The sequence below is a fragment of the Paracoccus indicus genome, assembly GCF_003056335.1.
Taxonomy (GTDB): domain Bacteria; phylum Pseudomonadota; class Alphaproteobacteria; order Rhodobacterales; family Rhodobacteraceae; genus Paracoccus; species Paracoccus indicus.
On the sequence record NZ_PYWA01000010.1, the window covers coordinates 36,460 to 57,982 of the forward strand.

Below are 21,523 nucleotides of genomic sequence, written 5' to 3' on the forward strand. Positions count from 1 at the left end.
GGTCTATGCGATTGTTGTGGAATTTCCGATATCCGGCCGGCGGTGGCGATGCGTATCACTAGACTGCCCATCTCGGATCGGCTGAGCAGACGGGTCGAGCGCCAGTATCTGATCGCGCGGGCATTCAACCGACGCCGCGCCCTGAAATCCGTCGTGAACCGCACCGCGCAGATCCGCAAGGGTGATGTTCTGGCCTTCGTGACGATGCGCAATGAACGCGTCCGGCTGCCCTATTTCCTGGAGTATTATCGGAACCTCGGGGTGAAGCATTTCCTGTTCGTCAACAACAACAGCCAGGATGGCAGCGGCAATTATCTGGCCGAACAGCCGGACGTGTCGCTGTGGTGGACGAACGCCGGCTACAAGCGGTCGCGGTTCGGCATGGATTGGATCAATCGGCTGCTGATGAAATACGGGCATGGGCATTGGTGCCTGACCGTCGATCCCGACGAATTCCTGATCTATCCGCACAGCGACACGCGCCCCTTGCAGGCGCTGACGGACTGGCTGGATGCCTCGGGGCGTCGGTCGTTCCCCGCGATGCTGCTGGACATGTATCCACGTGGCAACATCGAGGACGAGATCTATCGGGAAGGCGTCGATCCCTTCACCATCGCCCGGTGGTTCGATCCGGCGAACTATACGATCACCAAGAACCCCTATTACGGAAACCTGTGGATCCAGGGTGGCCCGCGGACGCGCAACTTCTTCACCTCGGACCCGAAGTCGGGGCCGGCGCTGAACAAGACGCCGCTGGTGAAATGGTCGTGGCGCTATGCCTATGTCAGCTCGACCCACATGCTGCTGCCCCGGTCGCTGAACCAGGTCTATGACGAGGATGGGGGCGAACAGGCCTCGGGGTGCCTGCTGCACGCCAAGTTCCTGTCCACCTTCGCCGACAAATCCGCCGAGGAGCTGGATCGCCGTCAGCATTATGCCAACAGCAAGGAATACAAGGCCTATCACGCCGGGCTGACCAGTGGCACCGACCTATGGTGCAGCGAATCACGCGAGTTTCAGGACTGGCGTCAGCTGGAGGATCTGGGCCTGATGTCGCGGGGGAACTGGGCATGACCGGGGCCGCGGGCATCCGCCTTGGCGTCATCCTGTTGTGTCACGCCCAACTGGATGTTGCGGCGCATATGGCGCGCATCTGGGTCGGGGGCGGGGCCAAGGTCGTCATCCATATCGATGCCAAGGCCCCGGCCAAGGCCGTGACGGCCATGAAGGACAGCCTGAAGGATCTGCCCGACATCGCCTATTCGCGCCGGATATCCTGCGATTGGGGGCGTTTCTCGCTGATCCAGGCGACCCAGGATGCCGCGCAGCTGCTGCTGCAGAAGCATCCCGACCTGACGCATGTCTATCTGGCATCGGGGTCCTGCCTGCCCCTGCGTCCCGTGTCCGAACTGCGCGAATACCTGGCGACGGACCCCGAACGCGACCACATCGAAAGCGTCAGCGCCAATGATGTCGGCTGGACGGTCGGTGGCCTGAACGAGGAACGCTTCACGCTGTATTATCCGCTGGACTGGCGGCGCCAGCGTTGGCTGTTCGACCGCCTTGTGGAATGGCAGCGTTGGCTGAAGATCAAGCGTCGCCCGCCGAAGGGCTTCGTGCCCTACCTGGGGTCGCAATGGTGGTGCCTGACCACGGCCACCCTGCGCGCGATCCTGGGCGACCCGCAGCGCGAGGAATTCGACCGCTATTTCCGCCTGACCTGGATCCCCGACGAAAGCTATTTCCAGACGCTGGCCCGTCGCCACGCGATGCGCATCGAAAGCCACAGCCTGACCCTGGCCAAGTTCGACCAGGACGGAAAACCCTATCAGCTCTATGACGACCACGCCCGCATGCTCGAGGAATCGCATTGCTTCGTGGCGCGCAAGATCTGGCCGGGTGCCAGGCTGCTGCTGGAACATTTTCCCGTCGCCCGGACAGAGGACAGCGAACTGCGCCCGCCGCAGCCGCAGCGCTTCGAACGGATGATCAGCCGCACGGTGCGACGTCGCACCCAGGGGCGGCCGGGGCTTTACATGCAGAGCCGCTATCCGCGAAAGGACAGCGAGAACGGCAAGACCTCGGCCCCCTATGCGGTCTTCCAAGGCTTCACCGACATCTTCCCCGGCTTCGAGGACTGGCTGGCGGGCGTCATCGACGCCGACATCCACGGCCATCTGTTTTCCCCCGAGATGGTCGAATTCGCGGGCCGTCCCCGGATCGGGCCGGGGGCCATATCGTCGAACCCGCAGATCCGCGATCGCGATCCGCAGGGCTTCCTGACCGCGCTGATCCGCATCTCGCCGCGGATGCAGGTCTTCCAGACCAGCCCGCGCGACAATCAGGCGCTGAACTGGTTCATGGCCACCGATCCCAACGCCCATATTCACGTGGTCACCGGGGCCTGGATGCTGCCCCTGCTGGAATCCGAGATGCCCTTCGACGATATCCGCCGTGTCACCGCCATCCTGCAACGCGCCGAGACCGATCACCTTGCGGTCCTGAACTCGGTCTGGGTCAAGGCACGTGTGCAGGTCCATGAACTCAGCGATTTCCTGGCCCGCCCGCAGGGCGTCATCATGCAGGCGCTGCAGCAGATGCCCGTCGCGCCAAGCATGCTGGACAGCATGCCGCGGATGCGCAATCTGGACGGGTTGCCGGAACTGCTGCGCCGGTTGCGCAACTCGGGGCTGAAGCCGCGCCTGTCCGGCGACGGCCTGCCCCTTGTCGACACATCTTTGCCTGAAAGGACGGCCGCCGAATGACCGAACCATTTCGCAGCTTCGTGATCTTCGCCGAAATGCGGACCGGTTCGAACCTGCTGGAGGCGACCCTGAACGGGCTGCGCGGCGTCACCTGCTTCGGCGAGGCCTTCAACCCCTACATGATGGGCTGGCCCGACAAGGACGAGCTGGAGGGCGTCACCCGGGCCGAGCGCGAGGCCGACCCGATGGTGCTGCTGCAGCGGCTGATCGACAAGCCGGGGCATCTGTCGGGCTTCCGCTATTTCCACGATCACGATCCGCGCATCTTCGACGCCATCATGAACGATGCCAGCTGCGCCAAGATCATCCTGACGCGCAATCCGCTGGACAGCTATGTTTCGACCCGGCTGGCATGGGAAACCAACCAGTGGAAGCTGAACGAGACCGAGACCCCGATCCCCGCCACCATCACCTATGACGGCCCCGAGTTCCGCCAGATGCTGGATGCGGTCGAACGCTTTCAGGCGCGGGTGCTGCACCGGATGCAGGTCTCGGGGCAGACCGGCTTCTGGCTGGGATACGAGGATCTGCGCGATGCCGACGTGATGACCGGGCTTGCCCATTGGCTGGGGCGGACCGATGTGGCGCGTCTGGAACCGGCCCGCGACCAGGTCCCGCAGAACCCGCGCGAACTGGCCGAAAAGGTGAAGAACTTCGATCAGATGCAGCAGGACCTGCAGCAGGTCGATCCCTTCATCTTGCGCCGCATCCCGAACTTCGAACCGCGCCGTGGGCCTTCGGTCCCCAGCTTCACCGCCGTCGAGGCGGGGCAGGGGCTGCTTTATATGCCGGTGCGCTGCGGTCCGGGCCCGCAAGTGCGCGACTGGATGGGTAAGCTGGGCGATCTGGGGCATGATTTCACCCAATCCAGCCTGCGGCAATGGAAACGCAGGCACCCCGGCCATCGCAGCTTCACCGTGCTGCGCCACCCGTTGCATCGGGCGTGGCATGCCTTCCAGCAGGTGCTGACCGACGGGCCGGTCGAATTGCGCCGGCTGCTGCGCGAGGTCCAGCGCGTGCCGCTGCCCGATGACGGCGATCTGCCCGGTCTATCACAGGATCAGCAGCTGGACCTGTTCAAGCCCTTCCTGAACTTCCTGCGCCGCAATCTGAACGGCCAGACCACGCTGCCGACCTATGCCGCATGGGCCAGCCAGTCCGAGGTGATCTCGGGCTTTGCGCGTTTCGCCACGCCCGACATGCTGATCCGCGAAGATCGGCTGGGGCAGGACATGGAGCTGCTGGCGGGGGCGGCGGGGATCGGCAATGCCAAGCTGCGTCACCTGCAGATCGATGCCATGCCGGAATTTCTGCTGCGCAAGCCGCTGATCGAGGGGGCGAGGGCGGCCTATCTGCGCGACTATATCGCCTTCGGGTTCGAGGACCCGGCGTAACGGAAAAAGGGCCGCATCGGGATGATGCGGCCCCCCTTCGGGATCAGGCTTTCAGCAGGGCTGCCAGCTCGGCCTGCTTTTCGCGGACCAGGGCGGCATCGCCGTCGGCCTCGACGTTCAGACGCACCACCGGTTCGGTGTTCGACTTGCGCAGGTTGAAGCGCCACTTGCCGAAGTTCAGCGACACGCCGTCCAGATCGTCACGGCTGTCGGCCTTGGGCTCATAGGTCTCGATCAGGCGGGCGATGGCCGCATCGGGATCCTCGATGTAATAGTTCGTCTCGCCCGAGGAGGGATAGAGGCTCATCCGCTCTTCCAGCAGTTCGGCCAGCGTCTTGCCCTTGCGCGACAGCAGTTCGATCATCAGCAACCACGGGATCATGCCGCTGTCGCAGTAATAGAAGTCGCGGAAATAGTGGTGGGCCGACATCTCGCCGCCATAGATGGCGCTGACGTCGCGCATCTTGCGCTTGATGAAGGCGTGGCCTGTCTTGCTGACCACGGCCTCGCCGCCGGCTTCCCCGATCATGGCGCGGGTGTTCATGATGACGCGGGGGTCATGCACGATCTTCTCGCCCGGCGATTTTTCCAGAAAGGCCGCGCCCAGAAGGCCGACGATATATTCGCCGGGGATGAAGCGGCCGTTCTCGTCGAAGAAGAAGCAGCGGTCGAAATCGCCATCCCATGCGACGCCCAGATCGGCCTTTTCGGCGATCATGCGTTCAACCGTGGGGGGCTGGTTTTCGTCCAGCAGCGGGTTCGGGATGCCGTTCGGGAAGCTGCTGTCCACGTCGTGATGCATGCGCACGAAGGTCAGCGGTGCACCGCGGCGTTCCAGTTCGGCGGCGATGGCATCAAACGTCGGGCCTGCGGTGCCATTGCCCGCATTGACCAGGATCTTCATCGGGCGCAGCGCGTCGATATCCACGAAATCGGCCATGCGGCTGGCGTATTCGGCGCGGGCATCGCTGAAATCGGTGACGCTGCCCTTGGTGGCGGGGGCGAAATCGCCGTTTGTCGCCAGCTCGACGATGGGCGGCAGTTCCGTCGCGGGGTCCAGCGGCGCCGAGCCGCGGCCCACGATCTTCATGCCGTTGTAGTTGATCGGGTTGTGCGAGGCCGTGACCTCGATCCCGCCATCGGTATCCTGGTTGCCGGTGTGGAAATACACCTCCTCGGTGCCGGCCAGACCCAGGTCCAGCACGTCGGCGCCGCCATCGGTCAGCCCCTCGATCAGGGCCTTCGCCAGTTCGGGCGAGGATTCGCGGCTGTCGCGCCCCACGACCACGCGCTTGGCATCGCGGGCCTGCGCAAAGGCGCGACCGATGCGATAGGCGACATCGGGGTCCAGGTTCTTGCCCAGTTCGCCACGCACGTCATAGGCCTTGAAGCAGGTGATCTCGCGCCTGCCTAGCTGATCTTTTCCGGTCATTCCGGGTCCTCCGATGCTATCCTTGCCATCAGCGCTAACAGGTTCAGGCTTAAATTCAAGTCGCCGAGGTGGCGAGGGAATGAAATGCCCACCTGCAACCTTGGAAGCAGGTGACGACGCATCGACACAGGGTTAAGTTCCCTGAAAACAGCCAAGAGGACATTCATGGACGCCGTGACCCTGATCCAGACCTATTACGATGCCTTCAACGCCGGTCAGACCGACCGCATGCTGGACCTGCTGCATGATGACGTCGAACATCATGTCAACGAGGGGCAGATCCGCAAGGGGCGCGACCTGTTCGCCGCCTTCAACGCCCATATGACCGAATGTTACCAAGAGAACCTGACCGACATGGTGATCATGGCCAATGGCGACCGGGCGGCGGCCGAATTCGTGGTGAACGGCACCTATCTGAAAACGGATGAGGGGCTGCCGCCGGCCAACGGCCAGACGTACCGCCTGCCCGCGGGGGCCTTCTTCACCATCCGGGACGGCAAGATCGCCCGCGTCACAACCTATTACAACCTTGCCGATTGGATGCGGCAGGTCGGCCAATGAGCGTGACCACCCGCGTCCTGACCGGACAGGCGCTGGCCGATGCGCTGGACGATGTTGCACGGCTGCGGATGGCCGTCTTCCGCGACTGGCCCTATGTCTATGACGGGGATGCGGATTACGAACGCGAATACCTGCAGGCCTATCTGTCGCCCGGTGCCGTGGTCGTCGCGGCACTGGACGACGACCGGATCGTGGGGGCTGCCACGGGCGCGCCGATGGCCGATCACGCCGCCGATTTCGCCGCTGCCTTTCAGGACCGCCCCGAGGATCTGTCCGACATCTTCTATTGCGCGGAATCGGCACTGCTGCCCGAGTATCGCGGGCAGGGCATCGGGCATGCCTTCTTCGATGCGCGCGAGGATCACGCCCGCAGCCTAGGCCATCGCTACAGTGCCTTCTGCAGCGTGATCCGCCCCGATGATCACCCCGCCCGTCCCGCGGATTACCGCCCGCTGGACCCCTTTTGGCGCAAGCGCGGTTACGAACCGCTGCCCGGCGTCGTCGCGCGGTTCGCATGGAAGGATTTGGGCCAGCCTGAGGAAACCGACAAGCCGCTGCAATTCTGGATGAAAGCCCTGTGAGGATCGCCACCGCCGCCTATCCCATCAACTGGTTCGACAGCTTCGACGATTACCGCGCCAAGATCAGCCGCTGGGTGGCCGATGCCCTAGGCGCCGATCTGCTGGTCTTTCCCGAATATGCCGCGATGGAGCTGGCCTCCCTGGGCGGGCGCGACGTGGCGGGCGATCTGGAAGCAAGTTTGCATGAGGTCGCCCGCCATGCCGATGCCATGCGCGATCTGCATGCGGCGCTGGCGGCGGCGCATGGCTGTCATATCCTTGGTGGGTCGGGCCCGGTCTTCGATGGGCCGCGTCCGGTGAACCGTGCCGTGCTTTATGGCCCGCAGGGCGTCATCGGCCATCAGGACAAGCAGATCATGACCCGCTTCGAGCGTGAGGATTGGGACGTGACCGGCGCGCCCGGGCTGCGGGTCTTCGACACGGCGCTGGGCCGCATCGGCATCCTCATCTGCTATGACAGCGAATTCCCCCTGCTGGGCCGGGTGCTGGCCGAGGCGGGGGCCGAACTGCTGCTGGTGCCCAGTTGCACCGATACCGTAGCCGGTTTCCACCGCGTGCGCATCGGCGCGATGGCGCGGGCGCTGGAAAGCCAATGCGTCGTGGTGCAGGCTCCGACCGTGGGCGATTGCGACTGGATGCCCGCGCTGGACGAAAACCGCGGGCGGGCGGCCATTTATGGCCCGCCGGATGGCTTCTGGCCCGAAACCGGCATCATTGCCGAAGGGGCGATGGACCAGCCGGGCTGGGTCGTGGCCGACGTCGATCTGTCCCGCGTTCGTCAAAGCCGCGCCGATGGGGCCGTCCTGCCTTTCGCGCATTGGCCCGAACAGGCCCGCAGCCGCCTGCTGATCGATTAGTGCCGGGATTTACACGAAATTAACCCGATTGCGCTTTAATCGTGACATGAATGCCCCATATCCTGCGGTCATGCTTTATGTCACCGATACCATCGCCATCGAGGAATGGGAACTTTCCGAACAGTTCACCCGGTCGCAAGGTCCGGGAGGGCAGAACGTGAACAAGGTCGAAACCGCCGTCGAATTGCGATTCGAGGCGGCAAGATCGCCCAATCTCTCGGACACCGTGAAGCGCCGGTTGCAAAGGCTGGCGGGTCGTCGCTGGACGTCCGAAGGGGCGCTGCTGATTCTGGCGCAGGAAACCCGCAGCCAGTCCCGCAACCGCGAATTGGCCCGGGAACGGCTGGCCGAACTGATCCGCAAGGCCCTGACCGCCCCCAAGCGCCGCATCGCGACCCGGCCCACCTTGGGCAGCCAGCGTCGTCGCCTGAAGGCCAAGACCGTGCGGTCGGGCGTCAAGGCGATGCGCGGCAAGGTGGACGACACGGAATGAGCCGGTTTTCCCGCGTCATCAACATGCTGCTGGGGCGCAGACCCGTCGCCATGCAGGTCGGCGCGATCTGCTGCGACCCTGACGCGCAGAAGGTGCTGCTGGTGACCAGCCGCGACACGGGGCGTTGGGTCATACCCAAGGGTTGGCCGATGGCGGGACGCAGCCTCTCCGAGGCCGCAGCCCAGGAAGCGTGGGAGGAAGCGGGCGTTCGCGGTGACATCAAAACGCGCGAATACGGGCGCTTCGGCTATGACAAGGGGCAGGACAGCGGCTTTGCCGTTCCGGTCGAGGTTCGGGTGTTTCTGCTGTCGGTCACGACCCTTCACGATGACTTCCCTGAAGCCGAAGAACGCAAGCGGCGCTGGTTTTCGCCTGCCGAGGCTGCCCGAATGGTGATTGAGCCGGAACTGAAAGCCTTGCTGAACAGTTTGAAACACCATGATTTCCAGCTTTGACCCCCGCCCCGACTTGCGTTTCTCTGCATGAGCGAACGCCCAGGTTTCAAGACGCTCGACAAGGATCTTGGTCGCATCACCCATGCCGAGGTCGCGCAGATGCATGCCTTCCGCCCCGTCTGGCGGCTTGGGCTGTCGATGCTGGCCCTTGTGGGGGTATTGCTGATCTTTCTGGCCTTGTCGGGGGCCGCGCCGGGGGTCTTGGCCACGGGGGCCGGACTGATCGTGGCGGCTTGGCTGGGCGTGGCCATCGGGTCGAACGATGTCGCCAACTCGCTTGGGCCTGCGGTCGGGGCAGGGGCGATCCGCCTGCTGCCGGGACTTCTGCTGGTGGCCGGGGCGGGACTTCTGGGCGCCTTTCTGGCCGGAGGTGCGGTCTCGGACCGGCTGGCGGGGGGGATCATCGATCTGGCCCCCGTCAGTCAGGGCATTCGCGGTCCCATGGTGATGGTGGCGGCCCTGATCGGGGCGGCATCCTGGATCACGGTGGCGACGGGGATCGGCCTGCCGGTCAGCACCTCGCATTCCATCGTCGGCGGGATCGCCGGTGCGGGTGCGGTGGCCTTGGGTGTTACGGCGGTCCATTGGACGACGGTGCTGATGATCGCCTCGGTCTGGATGGCAACGCCGCTGGTGGCGGGCGGTCTGGCCGGGCTGCTGCTGGCCTTCCTGCGTGCCAAGGTGGTCGATGTGCCCGACCGAGGAGAAGCTGCCCTGCGCTGGTTGCCGGGCATGGTCGCCACCATGTGCGCAGCCTTTGCCGTCTATATCTGCGTGCTGACCTTCGACGGATCGCGGCTGATCCTGATGCAGCCGGCGGCGGCGGCCCTTGCAGGTGCGGCAGGTTACGGCGTCACGCATCGCGGCGTTCTGCGTGAACTGCAGGACCATCCCAAGAAGCCCAGCACCAAGCGCCTGCTGCGTCCCGCGTTGCTGATCGCGGTGGTCATCATGGGCTTCGCGCATGGCGCCAACGATGTCGGCAACATCGCGGGCCCCTTGTCGGTGATCCTCAAGGGGCAGGTTCCCGATTGGCAGATCGGGCTTGTGCCCTCGGTCATCCTGATCGGGGCGGGGCTGGCCATCGCGGCGGGCACGCTGCTGTTCGGGCGGCGGCTGGTCAACATGGTCGGCAGCGGCATCACCAAGCTGAACGCGGGGCGGGCTTTCTGCGTGTCGCTGGCGACGGCGGTGACGGTTCTCGGGGCCTCGGGGTTCGGGCTGCCGGTCTCGACCACCCATGTGGCTGTGGGTGGCATCTTCGGCGTGGGTTTCGCGCGCGAATATCTGGACCGCCGTCGCGGCGCCCGCCACGACGCCATGCCGGTCGAGGAGACACGCCGTCGCATGCTGGTTCGCCGCAGCCACGTCGTGACGATCACGGCCGCATGGCTGATCACCCTGCCGATCACCGCATGCCTTGGTGCGCTGGCCTGCGCCCTGGTCCTGCGCGCGACGGGGGTCTAGACGGTGACGGCCTGGGTTTCCTGCGTGCCGACGCCGAAGACCCGCTTGTAGCGTTCGATCTCGGATGCGGGGCCGGTGGCCTTGGCGGGGTTGTCCGACAGCTTGACCGTCGGCCTGCCGTTGGCCGCAACCGCCTTGCAGACCAGGCTGAAGGGCGCCAGCCCGTCGCCCGGCACCAGCCCGCGGAAATCGTTGGTCAGCAGCGTGCCCCAACCGAAGCTGACCTTGACCCGCCCGTGGAACTGCTTGTGCAAGGCCACAATACGGTCCTGATCCAGCCCGTCGGAAAAGATGATCAGCTTCTGGCGCGGATCCTCGCCCCGGTCCTTCCACCACTGGATGGCAGTTTCCGCGCCCGTGGCGGGATCGCCGCTGTCGATCCGGATGCCGGTCCATCCGGCCAGCCAGTCGGGCGCATCGTTCAGGAAGCCCGCGCTGCCATAGGTGTCGGGCAGGATCATGCGCAGGTTGCCCTCGTGTTCCTCGTGCCAGTCGGCCAGCACGTCATAGGGGGCCTGCTTCAGCGCCGCATCGGTTTCGGCCAGCGCGGCATAGACCATGGGCAGTTCATGGGCGTTGGTGCCGATTGCCTCGATGTCGCGATGCATGGCGATCAGGCAGTTCGAGGTGCCGATGAAGCGGTCGCCCAAGCCCTCGATCATGGCCTGCACGGCCCAATCCTGCCACAGGAAGCTGTGGCGGCGCCGCGTGCCGAAATCGGCGATGCGCAGGTCGTCCAGCTTGCGCAATGTCTCGATCTTTTCCCACAGGCGCGTCATGGCGCGAGCGTAAAGGACCTGCAGCTCGAACCTTCCCATGTCCTTCAGGACGGCGCGGGACCGCAGCTCCATCAGGATCGACAGGGCGGGAATTTCCCACAGCATCACCTCGGGCCATTTGCCCTCGAAGGTCAGCTCGTATTGGCCGTCGCGTTTCTGCAGGTGATAGGCGGGCAGGCGCAGCCCTTCCAGGAACTCCATGAAGTCGGGGCGGAACATCTGGCGCTTGCCATAGAAGGTGTTGCCCCGCAGCCATGTGCTCTCGCCGCGCGTCAGCGACAGGTCGCGCACATGGTCCAGCTGTTCGCGCAGCTCGCCCTCGTCGATGATATCGGCCATGCGGACCGATTTGCTGCGGTTGATCAGGCTGAAGGTGACATTGGTTTCCGGGTGGTTGCGGAACACCGACTGGCACATCAGCAGCTTGTAGAAGTCGGTGTCGATCATGGACCGCACGATGGGGTCGATCTTCCACTTATGGTTATAGACGCGCGTGGCGATATCGACCATGACCGCTTTCCTTATGGCATTTCGTCTTTGGTGCCTGTTCCGCCCCGCGGGCGCAAGCCCGGGTCAGGCCAGCGTCACGCCCGCCTGGCGCATGGCCTGGCGGGCGGCGTCAAGGCTGCCGTCCATGTCGATGGCGCGGCAGGCATCCTCGATCACCCGCGTTTCGAAGCCCAGGCTGGCGGCGTCGATCGCGCTCCAGGCGACGCAGAAGTCGTGGGCAAGGCCCACCAGCGACAGTTGCGTGATGCCGCGTTCGCGCAGATAGCCCGCCAGCCCGGTCTGGGTCTTGCGGTCGTTTTCGTGAAAGGCGGAATAGCTGTCGATTCCGGCGCGGAACCCCTTGCGCAGCACCATGTCGGCCCGCTTGACGTTCAGGTCGCGGTGAAAGGCGGCGCCCGGCGTGCCGATGACGCAATGGCGCGGCCACAGGACCTGCGGACCATAGGGCATCTGTGTCACGCTGAAGGGTTCGGCGCCCTCGTGGTTGTCGGCAAAGCTGGCGTGATCGGCGGGGTGCCAGTCCTGCGTCAGGATGACGGTCGGAAAATCCTCGATCAGCCTGTTGATCGGCCCGACGATCTGATCGCCATGAGGCACGGCCAGATTGCCGCCGGGGCAGAAGTCGTTCTGCATGTCGATCACGATCAGCGCCTGAGTCATGGATGACCTGTCAAATTGCCTTGGGTGCGCAGTAAGCCGAAGCCATGCCGCCAGCGTCAACCCCCGATGCATCGCGAACCCTTGCCCCGACCCGCGCCGCTGTCTAAATCACGCCCATGCTGATCGTTGCCGCCCTCTATCATTTCGCCAAGCTGCCCGACCCCGCCCTTCGGCAGGAACCGCTGCTGGATCTGTGCCGCGCGCAGGGGCTGTGCGGCACGCTGCTGCTGGCGCGCGAAGGCATCAACGGCACCATCGCAGGCCCGCGCGAGGGGATCGATGCGGTGCTGGCGCATATCCGCGGCTGGCCGGGCTTCGGCGGGCTGGAATGCAAGGAAAGCACGGCCGCGACCCCGCCCTTCGCCCGCATGAAGGTGCGCCTCAAGTCCGAGATCGTGACCATGGGCCAGCCGGACGTGGATCCGACGGCGGCTGTCGGCAGCTATGTCGACGCGCGGGACTGGAACGAGCTGATCAGCGCCCCCGATGTGGCGGTCATCGATACCCGCAACGAATACGAGGTGCAGATCGGCACCTTCCAAGGCGCGGTCGATCCGGGCACCGCCAGCTTCCGCGATTTTCCGGCCTGGTGGGAGGAGAACGCCCATCGCTTCCACAACAAGCGGATCGCGATGTTCTGCACCGGCGGCATCCGCTGCGAGAAATCGACAAACTACCTGATGTCGCAGGGCGTCAAGGACGTCTTTCACCTGAAGGGCGGCATCCTGAAATATCTGGAAGAGGTCCCGCAGGACGACAGCCTGTGGCAAGGCGAATGCTTCGTCTTCGATCAGCGCGTCAGCTTGGGGCACGGGTTGCAGCAGGGGCAGCACCTGCTGTGCCACGCCTGCCGCCGCCCCCTGTCCCCCGAGGACCGCCAGCGCCCCGAATACGAGGAAGGCGCCTGCTGCCATCGCTGCGTCGACGAATATACCGAGGCCGATCGCGAGCGCTTTCGCGAACGCCAGCGTCAGTTCGACCGGAACGGCTGAGGGGCGCCCTCAGCCTGCCGCGCCGACGCCCCCCGCGGCGATGGCCGCCATGTTCAGGATGTCGCTGACGGTCGAGTTCGTCGAACAGATCTGGATGGGCTTCGGGACGCCCGTCAGGATCGGGCCGATGACCGTCGCCCCCGCCATTTCCTGCAGCAGCTTGACCGAGATCGACGCCGAATGTCGCGCGGGCACCACCAGCACGTTGGCGGGCGCGGTCAGGCGGCTGAACGGATAACGGGCGGCGGCCTCGGGGTTCAGGGCCACGTCCACGGTCATCTCGCCCTCGTATTCGAAATCGACGCCGCGGGCATCCAGCACGCGGGCCGCATCGGCCATCTTGATCGCGCGTTCGCTGACCGGATAGCCGAAGTTCGAAAACGACAGGAAGGCCACGCGCGGGTCCAGCCCCAAGCCTCGCGCCACGGATGCTCCACGGCTGGCGATATCGGCCAGATCCTCGGCCTCGGGCCATTCATGGACCAGCGTGTCCCCGATCAGCACGATGCGGCCCCGATGCAGCACGGCGGTGATCCCCACGGCCCCATCCTGCGGGCGCACGTCGAAGACATGGCCGATCTGCGCCAGCACCGGCGCGTTCTTGCGGGTCGCGCCCGTCACCAGCCCGTCGCCATGGCCATGCGCCAGCATCAGGGCGGCAAAAATGTGGCGGTCGCGGTTGGCCAGCTTGTAGGCGTCCTCGCGGTCGACGCCCTTCCGTTGCAGGCGCTGGTAGAGGAAATCGTGATAGCTCTCCAGGTGGCGGGTGTTGCCGGCGTTCACCACGGTGATCTCGCGGAAGGCGTCGCCCATGCCGAGGGTCTCCAGTTCGGATTTGACCTCGGCTTCGCGGCCGACGACGAGCGACTGGCCCATGCCGCCGCGCTGCCATGCGACGGCAGCGCGCAGCACGCGGGGATCGTCGCCCTCGGCAAAGATCATCCGGGCCTGCTTGGACCGGGCGCGGGCATGGATGCCCTGCAGGATCGAGGCGGTCGGGTCCATCCGGTTCTTCAGCGTCTGGACATAGCCCTCCATGTCGATAATCGGACGGCGGGCGACACCGGTGTCCATACCTGCGCGGGCGACGGCGGGCGGGATGACATGGATCAGGCGCGGATCGAAGGGTGTCGGGATAATGTAGTCGCGCCCGAACTGCAGCTTGCGGCCATAGGCGACGGCGACCTCGTCGGGGACATCCTCGCGTGCCAGTTCGGCCAGGGCGCGGGCGCAGGCGATCTTCATCTCGTCGTTGATGGCGCGGGCGTGGATGTCCAGCGCACCACGGAACAGATAGGGGAAGCCCAGGACGTTGTTCACCTGGTTCGGATAATCGCTGCGCCCGGTGGCCACGATGGCATCGGGGCGGACGGCATGGGCGTCTTCGGGGGTGATCTCGGGGTCGGGGTTGGCCATGGCGAAGATCACCGGATTGTCGGCCATCGCGGCGACCATGTCCTGCGTCACGGCCCCCTTGGCGCTGACGCCCAGGAAGACGTCGGCGCCCTTCATCGCCTCCTCCAGCGTGCGGGCGTCGGTGACGACCGCATGGGCCGATTTCCACTGGTTCATGCCCTCGGTCCGGCCCTGCCAGATCACGCCCTTGGTGTCGCACATGATGCAGTTGTCATGCCGCGCACCCATGGATTTCAGCAGCTCAAGGCAGGCGATGCCCGCAGCCCCCGCGCCGTTCAGGACGATGCGCACATCCTCGATCTTCTTTCCCGACAGTTCCAGCGCGTTGATCAGACCGGCGGCGCAGATGACGGCGGTGCCATGCTGGTCGTCGTGAAAGACCGGAATGTCCATCAGTTCCTTCAGGCGCTGCTCGATGATGAAGCATTCGGGCGCCTTGATGTCTTCAAGGTTGATGCCACCGAAGGTCGGCCCCATCAGCTTGACGGCATTGATGAATTCGTCGGCGTCTTCGGTGTCCAGCTCCAGGTCGATGGCGTTGACGTCGGCGAAGCGCTTGAACAGGACCGCCTTGCCCTCCATCACCGGCTTCGAGGCCAGCGCCCCCAGATTGCCCATCCCCAGGATCGCCGTTCCGTTCGAGATGACGGCGACCATATTGCCCTTTGTGGTGTAATCGTAGGCCGTCTCGGGGCGGTCGGCGATGGCCTGCACCGGCACTGCGACGCCGGGCGAATAGGCCAGCGACAGGTCGCGCTGCGTGGTCATGGGGGTCGATGCGACGATGTCGTATTTCCCCGGCCGCGGTTCCAAGTGATAGGCCAGCGCCTCTTCGGGGGTGATCCGGGTGCTGCGCGTGGTCTTCTCGGTCATGGTGGTCCCCCAAAGCATCTGTCCGACATGCTTAACGCGCGGTTCCGGGGGCATCAACGCGCAACCCCAAGGGGGTTGCGCTAACAGCGGATCAGATCGTGACCTTGCCGAAACTGTCGCGCAGGGCGTTGGACCAGGCGGCGCTCATCTGCATGAAATCGGCGTCGCCATCCTCGATCCGGCGGCGCAGGGTGATGCCGCAATGGTCGCGCGCGATGACCGCCAGATCCAGCGGCATGCCCACCGACAGGTTGGACCGCAGCGTCGAATCCATCGACAGCAGCACGGCCTTCTGGGCGTCCTGCAGGTCGGTCTGCGGCGTGACCACGCGGTCCAGGATCGGCTTGCCGTATTTGTGTTCACCGATCTGCAGGAAGGGGGTGTCCTCGGTCGCCTCGATGAAGTTGCCCTCGGGATAGATCAGGAACATGCGCATGTCGCCGCCCTGCCGCTGGCCTGCGACGATCATGCTGGCGGATGCCTGCTGCTTCAGATCACGGCACTGCTCGGCGATCTCGCGGCGGGTGCGCGACAGGGTGTCACCGATGATCGTGGCAACGCGCAGCATCGTCGGCGCCTTCAGGATCGAGGTGGTCTCATCGGCCAGCTCATCCTCGATCGCCTCTTCCAGGCGGGCGATGGTGGTCTGGGTGACCGACAGCGATCCGGCCGTCATGATGGTGATGATGCGTTCGCCCGGGTTCTCGAAGAAGAACATCTTGCGATAGCAGGATATGTTGTCCAGCCCCGCATTGGTGCGGGTGTCCGACAAGAGCACCAGCCCGGCATCCAGTTTCAGTCCGACGCAATAGGTCATCGGCAGTCGTTTCCCTTCGTATTCCAGCGCGCAGACTAGGGTTCTGCCGCAGGCAGGGCAATCTGTTCTGTCGGACAGGCGCGACGTCGCCTTTCGCAAGACAGTTCTTGGCAACAGGCTTTCACATCGTGCAACTTCGGGACATCACGATATTCGGAGCCTTCGACATGCCCAATCCCCTTGCCCTGACCCGCCGCGGCTTTCTGACCTCGGGGGTGGCCGGTCTGACGCTGGTGGCGCTGCATCCCTTCTCGGCCCGCGCCGAGGCGGGGCAGGCGCATCTGCGCATCATGGAGACGACGGACCTGCATGTGCATGTCTGGCCCTATGATTACTATGCCGACAAGCCGGTCGATACGGCAGGTCTGGCCCGGACGGCGGCGCTGGTTCAGGACATCCGGTCGCAGGCCACGAACTCGATCCTCTTCGACAACGGCGATTTCCTGCAGGGCAACCCGATGGGCGATTACCTCGCCTATGAGCGCGGCATGGCCGAGGGGCAGATGCACCCGATCGTGACGGCCCTGAACGAGGTTGGCGTCGCGGCAGGCACCCTGGGGAACCATGAATTCAACTATGGCCTCGATTTCCTGAAGAACACGCTGGCGGGGGCGGGCTATCCGGTGGTCTGCGCCAATGTGGTGACGGAACGCGGGGCCACGCCCGACCTGGATCAGACGCTGGTGCCGCCCTATGCGATCATCGACCATCAGCTGACCGACGGGGCGGGCGAACAGCATCCACTCCGCATCGGCGTCATCGGCTTTGTCCCGCCGCAGATCATGCAATGGGACCGTGCGCATCTGGAGGGCAAGGTCACCACCCGCGACATCGTCGAGGCCGCCGAGGCCTGGGTGCCCAAGCTGCTGGAACAGGGGGCCGAGCTGGTCGTGGCCCTGTCCCATTCCGGCATCGGCGATGCGCAGGCGGTTCAGGGGATGGAGAACGCCTCGGTCCCGCTGGCGGGCGTTCAGGGGATCGACGTGGTCCTGACCGGCCACCAGCACCTGGTCTTCCCCGGCCCCGATTTCGACGGTGTCGAGGGCGTGGATGTGGCGGCGGGCACCATCAACGGCAAGCCGGCGGTCATGGGCGGCTTCTGGGGCTCGCACATGGGTCTGGTCGATCTGCTGATGGAACGTCAGGGCGACCGTTGGGTCATCGCCAGCCATCAGTCCGAGGCGCGCCCCATCTATGAACGCGACGAGGATCGCAATGTCACGCCGCTGGTCGAAAGCGTCGCCGCCGTCGAGGATGCGACCAAGGCCGAGCATCAGGAAACGCTGGATTACATCCGCCGTCCGGTGGGACAGACCAGCGCACCGCTCTACAGCTATTTCGCGATGGTGGCGGATGATCCCTCGGTGCAGATCGTGTCGAACGCACAGTCGTGGTATATCCAGCAAATGATGGCGGGGACCGAACACGAGGGGCTGCCGATCCTCTCGGCGGCGGCGCCCTTCAAGGCGGGCGGACGCGGGGGGCCGGATTACTATACCGACGTTCCGGCGGGCGATATCGCCATCAAGAATGTGGCCGATCTGTATCTGTATCCCAACACCATCCGCGCGGTCCGCATCACCGGCCAGCAGGTCAAGGACTGGCTGGAGCGCAGCGCCGGGGCCTTCAACCGGATCACGCCGGGACAGGCGGATCAGCAGCTGATCAACCCGGATTTCCCCAGCTACAACTTCGACGTGATCGACGGGGTCAGCTATCGAATCGACCTGTCCCAGCCCGCGCGTTTCGACAGCGAAGGGGCCGTGGCCGACGCAGGCGCGAACCGGATCGTCAATCTGATGTGGCAGGGCAAGCCGCTGGACAAGGCAGCCGAATTCATCGTGGCGACGAACAACTATCGTGCCTCGGGCGGGGGATCATTCCCGGGTGCGGATGGCTCGACCGTCGTCTTCGAGGGACCTGACACCAACCGCGACATCATCGTGCGTTATATCGTCGAACAGGGGACCATCGACCCGCAGGCGGATGGCAACTGGTCGTTCGCGCCCTTGGACGGGGCAACGGTGCTGTTCCAGACCGGACCGGGGGCGGCGGATTACGTTACTGATATCACCACGCTGGACATCGCCGCTGCGGGCGAGGGGGAGGAGGGCTTCGCCCTCTATCGCATCACCTTGTGACCGCGTGAGATCCGGGGGCGCAATGCCCCCGGACAGGTCACTGTGCCAGTTCCTCGACCCGGACGGCGACGGCCAGTTCCTCGGCGCCGCTGCCCATGGCCACGCCGCGGATGGGGGCGGCGTCGGATGCATCCAGCCCGGACCCAAGCCGGACATAGCGTTCGTCGGGGCAGCATTTGTTGGCGGCGTCGAAGCCGACCCAGCCCAATCCCTGCACATGGATCTCGGCCCAGGCATGGGCGGCGTCATGGGCCTGCCCGTCGATGGTCGAATGCAGATACCCCGAAACATAGCGCGCCGGCAGGTTGCGGATACGCGCCAGCGTCAGCAGCGCATGGGTATGGTCCTGACAGACGCCTTCGCCCAGTGCCAGCGCCTCGGCGGCGGTGGTGGCATGGCCGGTCACGCCCGGCTTGAAGGCGATCTTGTCGGTAACCGTCGATGACAGGCGATGCGCCAGATCGAGGCTGTCGTCGGTGCTGCCCTGCACCGATGCCGCCAGATCGCGCAGGGCGTCGTCGGGCCTGGTAGCAGTGGTGTCGCGCAGGTAGGCCATCGGGTGGATCATCTCGCGGTGGCCGCGCAGGACGCCGGCCAGATCGCGGGTGTCGATGCGACCCTCGATGCTGATGGTCACCTGATCGACGGGGCCGCGCACGGTCCAGCCCTCGATCCAGTCGCCCGCCCCGTCGCGAAAGCCCGGCCCGCGAATGCCGTCCGTCACGTCGATCTGCCATTCGTGGATCTTCTGCCCCTCGAAGATCGAGGGCGTCAGGCGCAGGCTTTGCACCAGGTTCCGGATCGGGCGGCCATAGCGATAGGTCGTCTCATGCGAAATGCGCAGTTTCATGGCCTTACGCGCCCCCCAACAGGTAATCCTGGTGCACCAGGTTCGAGATGGTCCCCAGTTCGCGGATGAACCAGCTGAGGAATTCGTGCAGACCTTCGTCGAAGATCATGTCGATGTCGCGGCCCTGCAGCTGTTCCAGAACCTCGCGTGCCTTGTCGCGGGCATTGCTGTCGACCGCGTCGCCATAGCGCCGGGCCAGCCCCTCCAGGTGCCAGACGACCTCATAGAGCGAGGTGATCAGCGACCGCGGGCTTTCGCCGTTCAGGATCAGGAAATCGGCCACCTGACCCGCGGTGATGTCGCCGCCATAGGCCCAGTGATAGGCGCGATGAGCGGAAAGCGACCGCAGGATCACCTGCCATTGATAGGTGTCCAGCCCCGAGCCGACGAATTCAATCCGTGGCAGCAGGACGAAATACTTGACGTCCAGCAGGCGGGCGGTGGCATCGGCCCGTTCCAGCCCATAGCCCAGGTTCATGAAATGCCAGCCGTCGTTGCGCAGCTGGGTCGCATTGATCGCGCCCCGCACGGTCGAGGTATGGCCCGTGGTGAAATCCGTCAGCGAGGCCGTGCCCAGCCTGCTGCGTGGGGTATTCTCGATCTTGCGCAATTCCTGATAGGTGACGTTCAGCGCGTCCCAGACCTGGCTGGTCAGGGCGGTGCGGACGATGCGGCCCGCCTCGCGCGCCTTCTCGATGCAATTGACGACGGACGACGGGTTGTCGCGGTCGAAGAAGATGAATTCCTCGATGTTTTCCTGACTGATCTCGCCGTATTTGGCGGTGAACATGTCCGAGGTGCCCGAGGCCTGCAGAAGCGATCGCCATTCGTTCTGATACCCCGCGTCGGTATTCGGCAGAAGCGTGATACGCTGACCCACGTCCAGCAGACGGGCGGCGGTTTCGGCGCGTTCCAGGTGGCGACCCATCCAGAACAGGTTGGCGGCGGTACGGCTGAGCATCGTGTTACGTCCCCTCATTCCGACAGCACCCAGGTGTCCTTGACGCCGCCACCCTGAGACGAGTTCACGACAAGGCTGCCGTCGCGCAGCGCCACGCGCGTCAAGCCGCCCGGCACCAGCTCGATCCGGTCGCCGCACAGGCAATAGGGGCGCAGGTCGACGTGACGGGGGGCGATGCCCTCATCGACGAAGGTCGGGCAGGTGGACAGCGCCAGCGTGGGCTGGGCGATATAGTTCGACGGATTGGCCTGGATCTTGGCGCGGAAGGTCTCGATCTCTTCCTTGGTGGATTTCGGGCCGACCAGCATGCCGTAGCCGCCCGAACCATGCACCTCCTTCACGACCAGGTCACCAAGGTTCTCCATGACGTATTTGTAGTCGTTGTCCTTCCACAGCGTCCAGGTCTGGACGTTGTTCAGGATGGGTTCCTCGCCCAGATAGAAGCGGACCATTTCCGGCACGAAGGTATAGATGGCCTTGTCGTCAGCCACGCCCGCGCCGGGGGCCGAACAGATCGACACCCCGCCCGCGCGATAGACGTTCATCAGGCCGGGGATGCCCAGCATGCTGTCGGGGCGGAAGCACAGCGGGTCCAGATATGGGTCGTCGATGCGGCGATAGATGACGTCGACGCGGCGCGGGCCGGTTGTCGTGCGCATGTAGACGAAGTCGCCATCGACGAACAGATCCTGCCCCTCGACCAGCTCGACGCCCATCAGGTTGGCAAGGAAGCTGTGTTCGTAATAGGCGCTGTTGTAATGGCCCGGCGTCAGGATCACGCAGGTGGGGCGGTCGTTGCACTTGGCGGGCGCCACCGATTCCAGCGTGCGGCGCAAGAGGTCGGGGTATTGGTCCACCGGCTCGATCCGGTTGGTGCGGAAAAGCTGCGGAAACATGCGCATCATGATTTCCCGGTTTTCCAGCATATAGCTGACCCCGGATGGCGTACGGCAGTTGTCTTCCAAGACGTAGAACTCGTCCTTGGCCGTGCGGACAAGGTCGATGCCGATGATGTGGGAATAGACGCCGCGCGGCGGGACGATCCCCACCACCGATTTCTCATAGGCGTCGTTCTGATAGACGAGGCGGGCGGGAATGCGGCCGGCGCGGACGATCTCGCCCCGGCCATAGACGTCGCGCAGGAAGGCGTTCAGGGCACGGGCGCGCTGCTTGATGCCGCGTTCCAGCTTGCGCCATTCGGCCTGTTCAAAGACGCGGGGCATCATGTCGAAGGGGATCAGGCGGTCGGGATCGCCGCCCTCGCCATAGACGGCGAAGGTGATGCCGATGCGTCGGAACAGCGCCTCGGCCTCGGCCTGCTTCATCTGGCGGAAGTCGTCGGGCATGGTCTCGACCCATTCGCGCAGGCGCGCATAGGGGTCGCGAACCTGATCGCCCTCGAACATTTCGTTGTAATAACTCATGATTCCCCCACTGCCTGACGCGTGTTCCTCTGGGTCGTGTGGGACCATCTGATCCCGAAGCTTCAGGCCAAGTCTATATTCGAACCGCGCCGAAT

The 21,523-nt window shown here is 64.8% G+C and carries 19 protein-coding genes; 11 read left to right on the forward strand and 8 right to left on the reverse strand.

The genetic code is table 11. The features are described 5' to 3' along the window. Positions 1–48: 48 nt before the first annotated feature. Genes DDE75_RS15145 through DDE75_RS15155 form a run of 3 tightly spaced genes read left to right on the forward strand, consistent with a single transcriptional unit; the run spans position 49 to position 4,159 of the window. Entirely contained in the window at positions 49–1,074 is a 1,026-nt protein-coding gene (locus tag DDE75_RS15145; RefSeq protein WP_108503218.1) for a glycosyltransferase family 2 protein, read from the forward strand. Next, a complete protein-coding gene (locus DDE75_RS15150; RefSeq protein WP_108503219.1) occupies positions 1,071–2,765 on the forward strand; it encodes a DUF5927 domain-containing protein in 1,695 nt (564 codons plus the stop codon). The genes DDE75_RS15145 and DDE75_RS15150 overlap by 4 nt, the downstream gene beginning before the upstream one ends. Then, complete coding sequence (locus tag DDE75_RS15155; RefSeq protein ID WP_108503220.1) at positions 2,762–4,159, forward strand: hypothetical protein; 1,398 nt, start codon at positions 2,762–2,764, stop codon at positions 4,157–4,159. The genes DDE75_RS15150 and DDE75_RS15155 overlap by 4 nt, the downstream gene beginning before the upstream one ends. A 43-nt stretch (positions 4,160–4,202) precedes the next feature. On the opposite strand, the gene DDE75_RS15160 is transcribed toward DDE75_RS15155, so the two are convergent. Next, on the reverse strand, positions 4,203–5,591 hold the full coding sequence (locus tag DDE75_RS15160; RefSeq protein ID WP_108503221.1) for a phosphohexomutase domain-containing protein: 1,389 nt from the start codon (positions 5,589–5,591) through the stop codon (positions 4,203–4,205). A gap of 165 nt (positions 5,592–5,756) precedes the next feature. Between DDE75_RS15160 and DDE75_RS15165 the strand changes: the two genes are divergently transcribed. The 6 genes from DDE75_RS15165 (at position 5,757) to DDE75_RS15190 (ending at position 10,005) form a co-directional block, all read left to right on the forward strand. Beyond that, the gene (locus DDE75_RS15165; RefSeq protein ID WP_108503222.1) at positions 5,757–6,152 is read left to right on the forward strand and encodes a ketosteroid isomerase-related protein; all 396 of its coding nucleotides are present in this window, start codon (positions 5,757–5,759) and stop codon (positions 6,150–6,152) included. Then, positions 6,149–6,733, forward strand: coding sequence for a GNAT family N-acetyltransferase (locus tag DDE75_RS15170; RefSeq protein ID WP_108503223.1), 585 nt, complete (start codon positions 6,149–6,151; stop codon positions 6,731–6,733). Before DDE75_RS15165 ends, DDE75_RS15170 begins: the two co-directional genes overlap by 4 nt. Then, positions 6,730–7,590, forward strand: a complete 861-nt coding sequence (locus DDE75_RS15175) for a carbon-nitrogen hydrolase family protein (protein WP_108503224.1) — start codon at positions 6,730–6,732, stop codon at positions 7,588–7,590. The genes DDE75_RS15170 and DDE75_RS15175 overlap by 4 nt, the downstream gene beginning before the upstream one ends. A gap of 70 nt (positions 7,591–7,660) precedes the next feature. Next, positions 7,661–8,083 carry an alternative ribosome rescue aminoacyl-tRNA hydrolase ArfB gene (gene arfB, locus DDE75_RS15180; RefSeq protein WP_108503303.1) on the forward strand — a complete coding sequence of 141 codons (423 nt, stop codon included), beginning with the start codon at positions 7,661–7,663 and terminating at the stop codon, positions 8,081–8,083. Continuing rightward, on the forward strand, positions 8,080–8,538 hold the full coding sequence (locus DDE75_RS15185; protein ID WP_108503225.1) for an NUDIX hydrolase: 459 nt from the start codon (positions 8,080–8,082) through the stop codon (positions 8,536–8,538). Before arfB ends, DDE75_RS15185 begins: the two co-directional genes overlap by 4 nt. Positions 8,539–8,565: 27 nt before the next feature. Then, entirely contained in the window at positions 8,566–10,005 is a 1,440-nt protein-coding gene (locus tag DDE75_RS15190) for an inorganic phosphate transporter (RefSeq protein WP_108503226.1), read from the forward strand. Here DDE75_RS15190 and pncB read toward each other — a convergent pair. Further along, the gene (pncB, locus tag DDE75_RS15195) at positions 10,002–11,294 is read right to left on the reverse strand and encodes a nicotinate phosphoribosyltransferase (protein WP_108503227.1); all 1,293 of its coding nucleotides are present in this window, start codon (positions 11,292–11,294) and stop codon (positions 10,002–10,004) included. The genes DDE75_RS15190 and pncB overlap by 4 nt on opposite strands. A 63-nt stretch (positions 11,295–11,357) precedes the next feature. After that, on the reverse strand, positions 11,358–11,954 hold the full coding sequence (gene pncA, locus DDE75_RS15200; RefSeq protein WP_108503228.1) for a bifunctional nicotinamidase/pyrazinamidase: 597 nt from the start codon (positions 11,952–11,954) through the stop codon (positions 11,358–11,360). Positions 11,955–12,070: 116 nt separating this feature from the next. On the opposite strand from pncA, the gene trhO reads away from it, so the two are divergent. Next, positions 12,071–12,946: an oxygen-dependent tRNA uridine(34) hydroxylase TrhO gene (gene trhO, locus DDE75_RS15205; protein WP_108503229.1), complete on the forward strand. Its 876-nt coding sequence runs from the start codon at positions 12,071–12,073 to the stop codon at positions 12,944–12,946. A gap of 9 nt (positions 12,947–12,955) precedes the next feature. Here trhO and DDE75_RS15210 read toward each other — a convergent pair whose 3' ends face one another. After that, the gene (locus tag DDE75_RS15210; RefSeq protein ID WP_108503304.1) at positions 12,956–15,235 is read right to left on the reverse strand and encodes an NADP-dependent malic enzyme; all 2,280 of its coding nucleotides are present in this window, start codon (positions 15,233–15,235) and stop codon (positions 12,956–12,958) included. 91 nt (positions 15,236–15,326) lie between these two features. Further along, a complete protein-coding gene (locus DDE75_RS15215; RefSeq protein WP_108503230.1) occupies positions 15,327–16,052 on the reverse strand; it encodes a proteasome-type protease in 726 nt (241 codons plus the stop codon). A gap of 167 nt (positions 16,053–16,219) precedes the next feature. Between DDE75_RS15215 and DDE75_RS15220 the strand changes: the two genes are divergently transcribed. After that, positions 16,220–18,193, forward strand: a complete 1,974-nt coding sequence (locus DDE75_RS15220; RefSeq protein ID WP_108503231.1) for a bifunctional 2',3'-cyclic-nucleotide 2'-phosphodiesterase/3'-nucleotidase — start codon at positions 16,220–16,222, stop codon at positions 18,191–18,193. 37 nt (positions 18,194–18,230) lie between these two features. On the opposite strand, the gene DDE75_RS15225 is transcribed toward DDE75_RS15220, so the two are convergent. Genes DDE75_RS15225 through DDE75_RS15235 form a run of 3 tightly spaced genes read right to left on the reverse strand, consistent with a single transcriptional unit; the run spans position 18,231 to position 21,428 of the window. Next, positions 18,231–19,043, reverse strand: a complete 813-nt coding sequence (locus tag DDE75_RS15225; RefSeq protein WP_108503232.1) for a transglutaminase family protein — start codon at positions 19,041–19,043, stop codon at positions 18,231–18,233. Positions 19,044–19,047: 4 nt separating this feature from the next. Then, positions 19,048–20,004 carry an alpha-E domain-containing protein gene (locus DDE75_RS15230; protein WP_108503233.1) on the reverse strand — a complete coding sequence of 319 codons (957 nt, stop codon included), beginning with the start codon at positions 20,002–20,004 and terminating at the stop codon, positions 19,048–19,050. 14 nt (positions 20,005–20,018) lie between these two features. Further along, positions 20,019–21,428, reverse strand: coding sequence for a circularly permuted type 2 ATP-grasp protein (locus DDE75_RS15235; RefSeq protein WP_170310958.1), 1,410 nt, complete (start codon positions 21,426–21,428; stop codon positions 20,019–20,021). Between the last annotated feature and the right edge of the window lie 95 nt (positions 21,429–21,523).